Annotated in this window: 14 protein-coding genes; 8 read left to right on the top strand and 6 right to left on the bottom strand. The window is 70.3% G+C overall.

Annotated features, from left to right (window positions below; all coding sequences use genetic code 11):
* The first annotated feature begins 9 nt into the window (after nt 1-9).
* From ACFOW4_RS03980 to ACFOW4_RS03965, 4 genes are all read left to right on the top strand, one after another.
* Nucleotides 10-816, top strand: a complete 807-nt coding sequence (locus tag ACFOW4_RS03980) for an alpha/beta fold hydrolase (RefSeq protein ID WP_377524485.1) — start codon at nt 10-12, stop codon at nt 814-816.
* Nucleotides 813-3290 carry a SpoIIE family protein phosphatase gene (locus tag ACFOW4_RS03975; RefSeq protein ID WP_377524484.1) on the top strand — a complete coding sequence of 826 codons (2478 nt, stop codon included), beginning with the start codon at nt 813-815 and terminating at the stop codon, nt 3288-3290. The genes ACFOW4_RS03980 and ACFOW4_RS03975 overlap by 4 nt, the downstream gene beginning before the upstream one ends.
* On the top strand, nt 3287-3634 hold the full coding sequence (locus ACFOW4_RS03970; protein ID WP_377524481.1) for an STAS domain-containing protein: 348 nt from the start codon (nt 3287-3289) through the stop codon (nt 3632-3634). The genes ACFOW4_RS03975 and ACFOW4_RS03970 overlap by 4 nt, the downstream gene beginning before the upstream one ends.
* A 128-nt stretch (nt 3635-3762) precedes the next feature.
* Nucleotides 3763-4134, top strand: a complete 372-nt coding sequence (locus ACFOW4_RS03965) for an ArsR/SmtB family transcription factor (RefSeq protein WP_377524480.1) — start codon at nt 3763-3765, stop codon at nt 4132-4134.
* Between the two features lie 82 nt (nt 4135-4216).
* Here the strand turns inward: ACFOW4_RS03965 and katG are convergent, their stop codons facing one another.
* The 3 genes from katG to ACFOW4_RS03950 all read right to left on the bottom strand — a co-directional run bounded on the left by katG (nt 4217) and on the right by ACFOW4_RS03950 (nt 7502).
* Nucleotides 4217-6493 carry a catalase/peroxidase HPI gene (gene katG / locus ACFOW4_RS03960; RefSeq protein WP_377524478.1) on the bottom strand — a complete coding sequence of 759 codons (2277 nt, stop codon included), beginning with the start codon at nt 6491-6493 and terminating at the stop codon, nt 4217-4219.
* A gap of 23 nt (nt 6494-6516) precedes the next feature.
* Nucleotides 6517-6945 (bottom strand): Fur family transcriptional regulator, encoded by a 429-nt coding sequence (locus ACFOW4_RS03955; protein ID WP_377524477.1) that lies wholly within the window; start codon nt 6943-6945, stop codon nt 6517-6519.
* Nucleotides 6946-7076: 131 nt separating this feature from the next.
* Nucleotides 7077-7502, bottom strand: a complete 426-nt coding sequence (locus ACFOW4_RS03950; protein WP_377524475.1) for a hypothetical protein — start codon at nt 7500-7502, stop codon at nt 7077-7079.
* Between the two features lie 114 nt (nt 7503-7616).
* Between ACFOW4_RS03950 and pyrE the strand changes: the two genes are divergently transcribed.
* Together pyrE and ACFOW4_RS03940 are read left to right on the top strand one after the other, a co-directional pair.
* Nucleotides 7617-8141, top strand: a complete 525-nt coding sequence (gene pyrE, locus ACFOW4_RS03945; RefSeq protein WP_377524473.1) for an orotate phosphoribosyltransferase — start codon at nt 7617-7619, stop codon at nt 8139-8141.
* An 84-nt stretch (nt 8142-8225) separates the two neighbouring features.
* Nucleotides 8226-8603, top strand: a complete 378-nt coding sequence (locus ACFOW4_RS03940; RefSeq protein WP_377524472.1) for a VOC family protein — start codon at nt 8226-8228, stop codon at nt 8601-8603.
* Nucleotides 8604-8630: 27 nt separating this feature from the next.
* Here the strand turns inward: ACFOW4_RS03940 and ACFOW4_RS03935 are convergent, their stop codons facing one another.
* Nucleotides 8631-9026 carry a nuclear transport factor 2 family protein gene (locus ACFOW4_RS03935; protein ID WP_377524470.1) on the bottom strand — a complete coding sequence of 132 codons (396 nt, stop codon included), beginning with the start codon at nt 9024-9026 and terminating at the stop codon, nt 8631-8633.
* An 89-nt stretch (nt 9027-9115) separates the two neighbouring features.
* On the bottom strand, nt 9116-9754 hold the full coding sequence (locus ACFOW4_RS03930; RefSeq protein WP_377524469.1) for a TetR/AcrR family transcriptional regulator: 639 nt from the start codon (nt 9752-9754) through the stop codon (nt 9116-9118).
* Nucleotides 9755-9853: 99 nt separating this feature from the next.
* On the opposite strand from ACFOW4_RS03930, the gene ACFOW4_RS03925 reads away from it, so the two are divergent.
* Complete coding sequence (locus tag ACFOW4_RS03925) at nt 9854-10333, top strand: ester cyclase (protein WP_377524467.1); 480 nt, start codon at nt 9854-9856, stop codon at nt 10331-10333.
* 102 nt (nt 10334-10435) lie between these two features.
* On the opposite strand, the gene ACFOW4_RS03920 is transcribed toward ACFOW4_RS03925, so the two are convergent.
* Entirely contained in the window at nt 10436-10777 is a 342-nt protein-coding gene (locus ACFOW4_RS03920) for a hypothetical protein (protein ID WP_377524465.1), read from the bottom strand.
* A 140-nt stretch (nt 10778-10917) separates the two neighbouring features.
* Between ACFOW4_RS03920 and ACFOW4_RS03915 the strand changes: the two genes are divergently transcribed.
* Nucleotides 10918-13800: a hypothetical protein gene (locus tag ACFOW4_RS03915; protein WP_377524464.1), complete on the top strand. Its 2883-nt coding sequence runs from the start codon at nt 10918-10920 to the stop codon at nt 13798-13800.
* Nucleotides 13801-13804 lie beyond the last annotated feature (4 nt).

Genomic DNA, 13804 nt, shown 5'->3' with positions numbered 1-13804 from the left:
TCCCAGGCCGTGAGCGCGACCGCCAGGAACAACGTCAAGGTCATGGGCAGTGGGACCGGTCGGACGCTGGTCTTCGCCCACGGCTTCGGCTGCGATCAGAACATGTGGCGCTTCGTCACCCCCCGGTTCGTCGAAGAGCACCAGGTGGTGCTCTTCGACCATGTGGGGGCGGGCAACTCGGACCTGTCCGCGTACCGCCCGGCGCGCTACTCCTCCCTCCAGGGCTACGCCGAGGACGTGCTGGAGATCCTGCGCGAGCTCGACCTGCACGATGTCGTCTTCGTGGGGCACTCGGTCAGCGCGACGATCGGCGTACTGGCCTCCGTCGCGGAACCGGAGCGCTTCTCTCGCCTGGTGCTCGTCGGGCCGTCCCCGCGTTACGTCGACGACGACGGTTACCGGGGCGGTTTCAGCCGGGCCGACATCGACGAACTGCTCGAATCGCTGGACAGCAACTACCTCGGATGGTCGGCGGCGATGGCGCCGGTCATCATGGGCAATCCGGACCGCCCGGAGCTGGGTTCAGAGCTGACCAACAGTTTCTGCCGGACGGATCCGACGATCGCCCGGCAGTTCGCGCGCGCCACCTTCCTCTCCGACAACCGCAGCGATCTGCCGAGCGTCACGGTGCCGAGTCTGGTTCTGCAGTGCTCCAACGACGTGATCGCCCCGTACGAGGTCGGCGAGTACGTCCACCACCACCTGCCCGGCAGTCGCCTGGTCGTGCTGAAGGCCACGGGGCACTGCCCCAACCTCAGCGCCCCGGAGGAGACGGCCGACGCCATCCAGGCGTTCCTGCGAGACGAACGGGCGTGAGCGGACCACAACCGCCGGGGGAGCCGCTCGCGCCCCTGTTGGAGGAGAGCGCCGCCGACCTGTACGAGGACGCTCCCTGCGGCTACCTCTCCGTCCTGCCGGACGGAACCGTCGCCCGGGTCAACCAGACTTTCCTGGACTGGACCGGCTACCGGCGGACGCAGCTGCTGGGCCGCCGGATCCAGGAGATCTACACCGTCGGCAGCCGCATCTTCCACGAGACTCACCTCACGCCGCTGCTGCACATGCAGGGTGAGGTGCGGGGCGTCGCGATCGAGTTCCGCACCGCCGCGGGCGGGCGGCTGGACACGCTCGTCAACGCGGTCCTGCGGCGCCAACCGACCACCGGGTCGTCGGTGATGCGGATGACGGTCTTCGACGCCACGGACCGCCGCAGGTACGAACGCGAGCTGCTGGACGAGCGCAGGCGCGCCGAGCGGATCGCCGCGCAGTTGCGGGTACTGCAGGAGATGGTGGCCCGGTGCGCCTCGATCGAACGTGCCGAACAGATCGTCGCCCCCATCGTGGCTGCCGGGAATGAGGCGTTCGAGGCGGCGGTGACCACGGTGTGGCTGCTGAACGCCGACGGGACCACCCTCACCGAGGCCGGGCTCAGCGACCCGAACCCCGCCGACCAGCCGCCGCGCGAGACGGCCGTCGACGGCTCGACGCCCGAGGCGCGTGCCGTGCGCGCCCGGGACGTGGTGGTGCACCACGACGACCCGGACGGGCGTGCGGTGACCCCGTTGCTGGTCGAGGAGCGCGTGGTGGGCGCGGTGTCCTTCGGCTTCGCCGGCTACCGGCAGTTCCCGCCGGACGAGATCGAGCTGATGCGGACGCTGGGGCGGCAGGCGGGGCAGGCACTTGAGCGCGTACGGCTGCACGAGGAGACCGCGCGGCGGGCCTGGCAGTCGTCCGTCCTGGCCCGGGTCGGACGGGACCTGGACGAGGCGGTCAGCCCGGCCGACCGGGCCCGGCGGCTGGTCAGCCTGCTGGTCCCGGACATCGCCGAGTACGCGCAGGTCGACATGGTCCACGCGGAGGACGACGGGTGGCTGGCCGCCAGCGCGTCACCGCGTCGGCCCGAGCGGGACGAGACGATCACCAGCGGCGCCGAGGGTCCCTGGCCCATTCCGGCGGAGGTCCGAGCGACCGTGCACACGGTGGCCCAGACCGGCGTCGCCGAGCCCGTGCCGTTGGCCGCCCCGGACGGGCGCCCGGCCGTCGTCCTGCCGCTGCGGGCCCGCAATCTCGTGATCGGCACGTTGTTGCTGGTCGGAGGGTCGACGCGGGAGCGGCTCGAGGTCGAATTTCTGCTCGATCTTGCCGACCGCGCTGGCCTGGCCCTGGACAACGCCCGCCTGGCCGAACAGGACCGCGAGGTCGCCCTCACGTTGCAGCGCAGCATGCTGGCCAGCGAACGGCCGAGCGACCCACGCTTCCACGTGGTCACCGTCTACCGGCCCGCCCTGAAGGCCCTCGAGGTCGGCGGAGACTGGTACGACGCGTTCGCCACGTCCGGGGGAAGAGTCGGCGTGGTGGTTGGCGACGTGGTCGGGCGGGGCATTCGGGCGGCGAGCGCGATGGGCCAGTTGCGCAGCGCGGTACGAGCGTTGGCGAAGGCCAGGTGCAGTCCGGCCACCCTGCTGCGGCACATGGACGACTTCGTCGCCACGCTGGAGGCCGGTCAGATGACCACCCTCGCCTACGCCGAGCTGACGCTGGACACGGGTCTGCTGCGGTACGCCTGCGCCGGCCATCCCCCACCGCTGCTGCTGTCACCGGGCAGCGACCCCCGCTATCTCTGGGAGGGCCGGTCCGGGCCGCTGGGCACCGGGGCCGCCAGCCGCTCCCGCCGGGAGGCCGAGATGACGGTGCCGCGGGGATCCCGACTGCTGCTCTACACCGACGGGTTGGTGGAACGCCGCGGGGAGCGCATCGACCAGGGGCTCGGCCGGCTGGCCGACGCCTTCGGCGGCCGACCGGACGCGCCACTCGCCGCCCTGACCCAGGAGGTCAGCGACGCGTTGCTGGCCGGCGAGGGCGGCCACGACGACATGTGCCTGCTCGCTCTCGCCTTCGACGGCGCCCCCCGGTTCCGCTCGGAGTTCCCGGCCTCGATGTCCGAACTCGGTCCGATGCGGGCCGAGCTGCAGGCCTGGCTCGCCGCCTGTGAGGTCGACGAGATCGAGCGCTTCGGCGTCGTGCTGGCCTGTTCCGAGGCGGTGGCCAACGCCATCGAGCACGGCTACGCGGGCAACCGGGCCGGCACGGTCGTCGTCACCGCCACTATCGACGGGGACATCCTGCGCCTGCGGGTCTCCGACGGTGGTCAGTGGCGTGCGCCCCGCGCGAGCGTCGACCGCGGGCGGGGAATGGCCCTGATGGGACGGCTGATGGACGACCTCGTCGTCGATCGCGGCGAGGGGACCAACGTGTTGATGAGCCGGCAGCTCGGGAGGACCGTGCGGTGAGTGCTGAGGACCGGGTCGCGGTGCGCAACGAGGGCGGCTGCGAGGTCGTCGAGCTACGCGGGGACGTCGACCACGCCAATGCCGAGCTGGTGGAGCGTGACGTGCTCACCGCCACCCGAGCCGCCGCGGGGGTGGTCATCGACCTCACCGCGGTGAGCTTCCTGGACAGTGCGGGACTGCGGTGCCTGGACCGGCTGGTGACCGCCTTCCGGCACCGGCGGGCTCCGGTGCGGGTCGTGGCCCCGCAGGGAACCGCCGTGCGCTTCACCCTGGAACTGATCGAGTTCCTGCCCGACCTGTTGGCCACGACGGTGGACGAGGCGATCGGTGACCTGACCGGCTGATTCGCCCCGGCCGAGCCTCCAGGTCGGGCCGGCGCGGACGGGCCAGCGGGGGCGATTCGGTTTCTACCTGCAATTTCGCCGCGACCGGGTGCTCGTTCCACCGGCCTGTCGATGCGGTTGATGCAACGATGGACGGCGTGGGAACTGCCAAGACGTCTATGCCTGCCATCTCGCCGCTCACTGGCGAGCCGATCAAGCGTGCCGATGCCGAGCGGCTCGCCGGGGTGCTGAAGGCATTCGCCGACCCGGCCCGGCTGCGACTGCTCAGCCTGATCCAATCCGCTCCGGAGGGCGAGGCGTCCGTGACTGACCTCACGGCGCCGCTCGGTCTCTCGCAGCCGACCGTGAGTCATCACCTTCGGATCCTCACCGAGGCCGGCCTGATCGAGCGCGAGAAGCGCGGTGTCTGGGCGTACTACCGCATCGTGCCGTCCGCGATCGCGGCGATCGCCGACCTCCTGACGCCGCCCCGCAAGCGGGCGACGAAGAAAGCCCGCTGAGCGGCTTCCGCATCGGTCCGGCCTGACGCGACGGGCCCGGTCGATCCGATGATGGATCGACCGGGCCCGTGGTTGGCGCCGGTCAGACGAGGTCGAACCGGTCGAGTTCCATGACCTTGGTCCAGGCCGCCACGAAGTCGGCGACGAACTTGTCACCGGCGTCCTGGCTGGCGTAGACCTCCGCGAGGGCCCGCAGCTGGGAGTTGGAGCCGAAGATGAGGTCGACCGCGGTGGCGGTCCACTTCACCTCGTCGGTGGCCAGGTCGCGGATCTCGTACACGTGCTCCTCGGACTCCGACGCCCGCCACCGGGTGCCCGGGGAGAGCAGGTTGGCGAAGAAGTCGTTGGTGAGCACGCCGGGCCGGTCGGTGAGGACGCCGTGCTGCGCACCGCCGACGTTGGCACCGAGCGAACGCAGGCCGCCGACCAGGACGGTCATCTCGGGCGCGGTCAGGTTGAGCATGTAGGCGCGGTCGACGAGCAGCACCTCCGGCTGGGTCTTCTCGCCCGGCCGCAGGTAGTTGCGGAACCCGTCGGCGCGCGGCTCGAGGACCCGGAAGGACTCCACGTCGGTCTGCTCCTGGCTGGCGTCGGTGCGCCCCGGCCGGAACGGCACGGTCACCTCGACGCCGGCGTCGCGCGCCGCCTTCTCCACGGCGGCCGAGCCGGCCAGCACGATCAGGTCGGCGAGCGAGATCTTCGCGCCGCCGGCGGCGTTGAAGTCCCGCTGGATGCCCTCGAGCGTGCCCAGGACGGTCGCGAGCTGCTCCGGCTGGTTGACCTCCCAGTTGCGCTGGGGCTCGAGACGGATCCGGGCGCCGTTGGCGCCGCCGCGCTTGTCGGTGGACCGGTAGCTCGCGGCGGAGGCCCAGGCGGTGGAGACCAGCTGAGCGGTCGTGAGGCCGGACTCCAGGACCTTCGCCTTGAGGGCGGCGACGTCGGCGTCACCCACGAGCTCGTGGTCGACGGCCGGCACCGGGTCCTGCCACAGCTGGGGCTCGGCGACCCACGGCCCGAGGAAGCGGCTCACCGGGCCCATGTCGCGGTGCAGCAGCTTGTACCAGGCCTTGGCGAACGCGAGCGCGAACTCTTCCGGGTGCTCCAGGAAGCGGCGCGAGACCTTCTCGTACGCCGGGTCGACGCGCAGCGCCAGGTCGGTCGTGAGCATCGTCGGCTTGTGCTTCTTCGACGCGTCGAAGGCGTCCGGGATGATCGCCTCGGCGTCCTTGGCGACCCACTGCTTGGCGCCGCCGGGGCTCGTGGTCAGCTCCCACTCGTAGCCGAAGAGGATCTCGAAGAAGCGGTTGCTCCACTGCGTGGGCACGTCGGTCCACGTCACCTCGAGGCCGCTGGTGATGGTGTCCGGGCCCTTGCCGCTGCCGTGGGTGCTCAGCCAACCGAGGCCCTGCGCCTCCAGCGGAGCTCCCTCGGGCTCCGGGCCCACGTGGTCGTCGGCGATGCCGGCACCGTGGGCCTTGCCGAAGGTGTGCCCGCCGGCGATGAGGGCGACGGTCTCCTCGTCGTCCATCGCCATCCGGCGGAAGGTCTCGCGGATGAAGTGCGCCGCCGCCAGCGGGTCCGCGTTGCCGCGGGGGCCCTCCGGGTTGACGTAGATGAGACCCATCTCGGTCGCGCCGACGCCGGCCACCATCTCCTTCTCGGAGGCGTAGCGCTCGTCACCGAGCCAGGTGTCCTCCGGGCCCCAGAAGATCTCCTCGGGCTCCCAGACGTCCTCCCGGCCGAAGCCGAAGCCGAAGGTCTTGAAGCCCATCGACTCCAGGGAGACGTTGCCGGCGAGCACGAGCAGGTCGGCCCAGGAGATCTTCTGGCCGTACTTCTGCTTGACCGGCCACAGCAGCCGGCGGGCCTTGTCCAGGTTGGCGTTGTCCGGCCAGCTGTTGAGCGGAGCGAACCGCTGACCGCCGTCACCGGCCCCACCGCGACCGTCCTCGATCCGGTAGGTGCCCGAGGCGTGCCAGCTCATCCGGATCATCAGGCCGCCGTAGTGGCCGAAGTCGGACGGCCACCAGTCCTGCGAGGTGGTGAGCACCTCGACGATGTCGCGCTTGAGGGCCTCGACGTCGAGCTTGGCGAACTCGCGGGCATAGCTGAAGTTCGTCCCCAGCGGGTTGCCCTTGGACGAGTGGGCGTGCAGCACCGAGAGGTCGAGTTGGTTGGGCCACCAGTCCCGGTTGGTACGCGGGCGACCGCCGGTCTTCGGGGTCGGCGAGTCGATCGCCGGGTTCTCGCTCTCGCTGCCGTGCGCGGTCACCGAGTCGTGCGCGACCGGGCAGCCAGCCGCGGCCTTCTTGTCCACGCCCTGCGCGCTGACGGGACCGTTGTCCTGGGTGTCGCTCATCTGCTTCCTTCCGAGCTGGCGGATCACTGTGGCGTGCGTTCGGTCGCGCAGTCGGGGCAGGTGCCCCAGTAGACGACCTCCGCCTCGTCGACCACGAAACCGTGGTCGCCGGAGGCGGTGAGACAGGGAGAATCGCCGACGGCGCAGTCGACGTCGGCGATCGCGCCGCAGGAGCGGCACACGACATGGTGGTGGTTGTCCGCGACGCGGGACTCGTAGCGGGCGGTGGCACCGGCCGGCTGGATGCGCCGCACCAGGCCGGCGTCGGTGAGCGCCCGCAGGACGTCGTACACGGCCTGGTGGGAGACCGTCGGGTGATCCGTCCGGACCAGCGCGATCACCGTGTCGGTGTCGACGTGCGGGTGGTCGCGCAGCGCCGCGAGCACCGCCAACCGGGGCCGGGTCACGCGCAACGAGACCGCCCGCAGCTGTGCCTCGAAGTCGGACGTCACCAGATGACCATAGCCTACTGTTCTGGAACGGATCCAGTCTTGCCCCAGCCCGAGCTGTGCGCCTCGACGGCGCCGCCGCGGCTCGGACACGCGGCGCGGCGGGAGCACTCGACGGCTCTTCGGGTCGAAGATCAGGAGGTGCCAGCCGGCCCAGGCATCCGGACGCCGCGCCTGGGGGCTACGAAGTAGGCGAGGAAGGAGCAGCCGTGCTCGGCGCCGGCGAGCAACGTGCGCCATGACCAGAGGTTCGGGTGTTCCCAGTGGGTCGCGGCCTCGGCCGGCGTCAGCAGCTCGACGGCCTTGGCCGCCTGCTCGCGGCTGAGCCGGAAGACCCCGGACGTGTCGACGTAGCCGCACACCGAGGCCAGGACGGCGGCTGGCAGCCGGTGCTCCCCGCCCGGCCCGTTCAGATACCCCACCGTGAGCCCGCCCGGATCCCTGCGCGCGAGGGTGTACGCGGTCGGCTGCACATAACCGGGGATGCGTGCGGCGAACCGCGAATGCGCGACCCGCAGGTCTTCGTCGGTCGGCCAGGAGTCGGCGGCAGAAGCAACCATGACAGAGCACGATAGCCGGACAGATCGAATGGCGTGGCCGACCCGGCCGTGGCCCCGTCGCCGCCGGCTCCAACCGACCCGGAGGTCCTCGGGACGGGATGTGAGGATGAAGGCGTGACTTCCCCGCTCGCGCTTCGCGTCCACCAGACCTGCCACCTGACCGGGTCGTTCCGCCTGCGCTCCGGGCAGGTGAGCGACGAGTACTTCGACAAGTACCTGTTCGAGGCGCAACCCGGTCTGCTGCGCGAGGTGGCCGAGACGATGGTTGCCCTGCTGCCGGAGTGCGACGTGCTGGCGGGGATGGAGATGGGTGGCATACCGATCGCCACGGTGATGTCGCAGCTGACCGGGTTGCCGACCGTCTTCGTCCGGAAGCAGGCCAAGGAGTACGGCACCGGCAAGGCGACCGAGGGTGGCCCAGTGGACGGCCGGCGCGTCGTGGTGGTCGAGGACGTCGTGACCACCGGTGGGGCGTTACTGGCGTCGTGCCGCCAACTGCGGGCGGCTGGCGCCGAGGTCGACTCGGTGGTCTGCGCCATCGACCGCGAGCAGGGTGGCCGGGAGAATCTGGCAGCGGAAGCGCTGCGGCTGCGCGCCGCCCTCACCCGCCGCGACCTGGAGTCCTGCCTGCCGGGGTGACAACACCTGTCCAATCCGTCGCACGTCATCTTCACAATGGCCGACGTGATGGCAACCCCTCGCCCACGACGTGAAGGAGACGGCATGTCCGACTCGATCCGGCTCAGTTCAACCACGCTCGACTGCTCCGACGTCGGCCGCCTGGCGGCCTTCTACGCCGACATCACCGGCGGGGCGGTGACCAATCTGGACGAGCACTGGGCCACGGTCCAGAGCCCGGGCGGGCGGATGGATTTCCAGGCCGTACCTGGCTACACGCCACCGACCTGGCCCGACCCGGCCTCATCGATCATGATGCACCTCGAGTTCTTCGTGGCTGATCGGGGGGCCGCCGAAGCACGGGTGCTCGCGGCGGGAGCGACGAAGTACGACTTCCAACCCAACAGCGGCCAGTGCTATGTGTACGCCGATCCGGCCGGTCACCCCTTCTGCCTGACCACCTGGGAAGACATGAAGCCTTGACCTGCCCTCCACGGTGAGGCGTGGTCGTCACCACCGCTCCGCGAGGTGTTCGCGGCCCTGCGGCGGTTCGTAGGGTTCGGGCCAGTAGTCGACGACCCGACTGATCAGTCCGTGTTCGGACACCTCGAGCCAGACACACGCATCCTGCTGCTCATCACCTACCCGGACGTCGAGCCACAGGGCAGCCACCCCGCTGTCCGCGACCACCCGTCGCACCCGCAGGTGCCAATCACCGGGATACTCGATGTTGAACTGCAGGAACGCATCCCTGCCGCGGATGCGTTCCCGGGTCTGCGGCATCTCGTAGACCACATCGTCGGTGAGCAGGCCGGCCAACCCGGGCCAGTCACGGCGTTCCAGGTGATCGACGTAGTCGTGCGCAGCCTGCCGGGTCGTGGCGGTGTCGTTCACAGCGTGGACCATACGTCGCCCGCGAACCTCATGACGCCGAGGCGTTCCGTTCGCGGATCGTGCAGTGGTGGCACTCGGTGGTGGAGTCCGCGTGTACCGGGTCAGCGGGCGGCGAGGGCGGCGGTGAGCGACTGGGCCAGCCATTGCTCGTACTCGTCGGGCGACCAGCCTCGGCCACCGACGAGCAGCTCGTAGACCTCGGGTGAGATCAGCGTCCAGACGATGTCCCGTGCCCGGTCGGGCTCGACGTCGACGCGTAGGCCACCGGATGCCGCGAGGTGGCCTACGAGAGCGCCGGCGCCGACCAGGCGTTCGCGGTTGATGGTCTCGCGGAACTGCGCGAGGTCGGCGTCGCCGCCGCTGGCAGCCGCGAGCAGCCTGGCGAGCAGGGGCCCCACGCGTTCGCCGACCCGGCGGGCGGCGTACGCGTACCGGGCGAGCTTGTCCCGCGGGCTGGTTGCGGCGAACACCGCCTTGATCTCGGGGCGGTCGATCATCGGGATGGGCTCGTCGTCGCCAGCGAGCGTGACGTCGTACACGTCTTTGATCAGCGCCGCCTTGGTGCGGAACGTCTTGTAGACGGTCTCGGCCGAGACACCGGCGCGCGTGGCGACGTCCCGCATGGTGACCGCCGCGGGGCCGCGTTCGATGAGCAGCTCGCGGGCCGCGTCCAGGACGCGGCGGCGGGTGAGCCCCGCCTGCTCGGCACGGCGGGTGTTGTCGTATGCACGACGAGGCATTGCTTACCGCCCATCGGTATTGAATACTTGCTCACTGTACCTGGTACTTCCGAAGGGGGCATCGTGGGCACCATCGACACCGATCCTTGTGTACGCTCCATGACGATCATGGCCTCCGGCGACCTCGCGGACCTGGCCCAGGTCGTACACCCGCAGGCTTCCAACCGCGAGGCGAAGGCCGAGCCGGCGGCCTGCCGGGGGCAGGGGCCGGCCGCGTTCGCGGCGACCGCCCGCTGGCTACGAGCCGCCTTCGCGGATCTGAACTTCGACATCCATCACGTGGTGACCGACGGCGACCTGGTCGCCGTGCACTGCACCATGTCGGGACGCCAGGTCGGCCCGTTCGTGGCGTACGACGAGCGCGGCGAGGTCGACCAGGCGTTCCCGCCGACCGGCCGCACGTTCGCGGTCACGCAGACCCACTGGTTCCGAGTCAGGGACGGCCAGCTCATCGAGCACTGGGCCAACCGCGACGACCTCGGCATGGCCGCCCAACTCGGCTGGGTCCCGCCCACTCCGGCATTCCTGTGGCGGATGGCCCGGGCGAAGCGCCGAGCCCGCCGCGACCTGACCCACTAGTTCTTCGTCCACCCGTGAGCCGCATCGTCATCAGGCCACGTTCGCTTGGTCGGTCACGTGACCGGTGGCCTCGGCGCGGGAGCTGACGTAGCCCGGACGCTCCTATCGTTCGTCAGGTGGTGTCGTGGGTGACTGACTGAGCCCGTAGAGCTCGTTGAGGTTGAGCAGGTGGTGACCGAGTACTGATGCTGTTCGGAGGTTGAGCACGAGCACCATGAACACGTTCGGGGTACCGGACGCGATGAGGACGTGCTGGTGCGTCCCGTCGGGCATCTGCCAGACGTTCGTCACCTCCTCACGGCTGAAGTCGTGGCCGGCGAAGTGATCCTGCGGGATGGCGTCGAAGTAGGGCCAGAAGTCGAACGGAGGAGGCTCATCGACGTCGACTGGTGCCGGCGGTGTCCCGAACGTGGCCTTGAACTCATCTGCCGTCAGTGGTCGCACCGGGGCCATGGTGCCTGCTCTGCCGGGCGAGGTGCGAGGTGGGTGAAAAAGGTTCCCGGTGAACCACCGGTGGCCGGTTCGGCGAGGCCGCTTTCCGACAGACACTGTGCGCGCGCCGCGTGAGGTTCTACAACGGACCCATGCCAGACAGTCAGACGGTCGATGCCTTCAAGTTCGTCGCCGTACGTCCGCCGCAACTGGTCGGACAGCGTGAGGCGGCCCTCGGCCTGATCACCGACCAGCGCAGGACCCTCGGCGGTGGGTCGCTCGCCGGCAACGACGATGGCGAGTCCTCGCGGCACCTGGACCCGCGGCTGGCCGCGCTGGCCGAGGCGGCGCGTGCGCTGGCCGACCGCTTCGGCGCACAGCCCGGCGGCGACCCGCTGGGCGACGCGGACGCGGAGCTGCGCGACGTGCTCGCCCTGGCCGACCGCGACGCCGCCGAGCTGGCCGGGACGGCCTGGGACGCGCTGTACCGGGCGTATCGTCAGGGGCCCGCGGCCGGACCCGACCTGGAGACGCCGACGGCCGCGCTGCGGGCACTGCACTTCGCCGCACTGTGGCGGGCCGAGGCGGCGACCACCGCCGCCGACGCGGTGACCGCGCTGGCCGCCACGCCGGTCGTGCCCGCGGAGCTCGCGGTCGTCGAGGCGCCCGAGACCGGACGCTGGCGCGGCTCGGCCTCGGTGGCGGGGCGTACCGACGTGTCCGACGAGCCGGTCCGCGCGCTGCTGCAGGAGGTCGCGGCGACCCGCGCGCTGCTGAACGCCGTGCGGGCGAACGCCGCGCCGATCCGGGAGCGGGTGCTGTCGGAGGAGCCGACCCAGCACGGCGACGTGTTCCGCAACCGGATCACGCTGGGGCGGGTGGCGAGCATGGCCGGGGTACTCGATGCCAGCCTGTCCGAGCAGGCGCGGAGTGTCGCGGCGCGGCTACGGATCGGGCAGGCCACCGCGGTGCCGACGGCGACCGCGACCGCGCAGACCCACCTGACCAAGCTGCTGCGGAGGGTGGACGCTCTGCGTGACGATCCGGCGCTGCGGCGCGAGTTCCGGGCGCTGTCGGGCACGCTCGATCTGAACGACGTGGGCACCATCGTGCCGGGCCTGGACCTGCCTCCGATCTTCGACCCCGACCCCGACCCGGGCACGAGCCCGGACGTGGACGTCAGCGGCCGGATCCGGCCGCTGGGCGTCGGCGACCTGAAGGTGGTCAAGCAGACCCTGCTCGGGTACGCCCCGGGAGAGGTCGCGCACATCGAGAACGTGCTCAAGGGCGAGCACCGCGAGCGGGTGCACCGCATGCTGGACCGGGTCGAGACCACCTACTTCGAGTCGTCGGAGGAGGTGAACGAGACCGAGCGCGACCAGCAGTCCACCGACCGGTTCGAGCTGAAGAAGGAGGCCGACCGGACCGTCAAGGAGGACATGAGCGTGCAGGCCGGGGTGACGGTGACCGCCGCGTTCGGGCCGGTCGTCACCACCGCGCACGGCGACTTCGCCTACGCGACGTCAAAGCAGGAGTCGACCAGGAGCAGCTCCAACTTCGCGCGCGATGTGGTCGACCGCTCCGTCACGAAGATCCAGAAGAAGGTGAAGACCGAGCGCACCACCAGGACCTTCCACGAGGTCGAGGAGACCAACACCCACGGCGTCGACAACGCCCAGGGCGCCGCGCACATCACCGGCGTCTACCGCTGGGTGGACAAGCGCTACCGGGCACAGGTCTACAACTACGGCCGGCGGCTGATGTTGGAGTTCATCGTGCCGCAGCCGGCGGCGTACTGGCTCGCCTCGCAGCTACGGCCGAAGACCGTCGTGGGCGCCGAACCGCCGATACCCTTCGTCAACGCCAAGAACAAGCCGCTGACCGCCGCCGACCTCGACGAGTCGAACTACCAGATGTTCGCCAGCCGCTACAACGCCCAGGGGATCACCACGCCGCCGCCGGAATGGACGTACGCGGCGACGTCGTTCGAGCAGAGTGGCGTCGACAACGGCAAGACCGTATCGAAGATGCTCAAGGACCTGGTCGTGCCGAACGGCTACACGATGATCTACTACATCGCCAACGTGTCGCTGATCTACGTGGTCGGCGGGCCCCGATTCTCGATCCAGATCGGTGACGACGCCGCCGAGCTCGTCACCAGCACCGCGGTCAAGCAGGGCGGAGTGCACACCCTGGGGTGGGCGCAGTCCCCGGAGACCTTCGACAACCCGACAGGGCCCATGGCGGTCAGCTGCATCGGGTACGACATCAACGCGTACTCGGTCAACGTCGGCATCAACTGCTACCGGGACGACGCGCACCTGCAGGACTGGCAGAACAAGACCTTCGAGAAGATCAGCACGGCCTACCTGGCCATGAAGACGGCGTACGAGCAGAAGGTGGCCCAGGCCGGCGCGCAGGAGGGGGCCGTGGTGATCCAGGGCCGCAACCCGGCCACCAATCGGGAGATCGAGCGCACCGAGCTGAAGAAGCTGTGTGTCACCATGATGACCGGCAGCCACCTCAGCGACTACAACGCGATGACGGACCCGGCGGACGCCCCGGCGAAGCTGCCCGAGGTCGACGTGCACGAGGCGATGGCAGAGGGCCCGGTCATCCAGTTCTTCGAACAGGCCTTCGACTGGCCGCAGATGACCTACCTGTTCTATCCGTACTTCTGGGGCCGCAAGACGAAGTGGACCGAGGCCAGCAACCGCTCCGACATCGACCCGTTGTTCGCCCAGTTCAAGCAGGCGGGCGCGGCCAGGGTGGTGGTCCCGGTGTCGCCCGCGTACAACCTGGCGGTCGCGTACTTCCTCGCTCGCAGGAGCCCCCGGCTGGCCGACCGGGTCTGGCTCGGCGGCGAGCCGCCGACCATCGACGACCCGCTGTACAAGTCGATCGCCGACGAGGTGCGGGCGCAGACCGACGACCTGGCCGGCGCGCTGCCCGAGGGCAGCCCGTGGGAGTTCACCGTGCCGACCACGCTGGTGTGGTTGCAGGAAGGCCCCGAACTGCCCGTCTACCCGGCCTGAGTCG

Source organism: Micromonospora sp. GCM10011542 (genome assembly GCF_042650685.1).
In the GTDB taxonomy this organism is placed as follows: domain Bacteria; phylum Actinomycetota; class Actinomycetes; order Mycobacteriales; family Micromonosporaceae; genus Micromonospora.
Note: the sequence above shows the minus strand (reverse complement) of the source record. Positions and strands in the feature narration are given on the sequence as shown.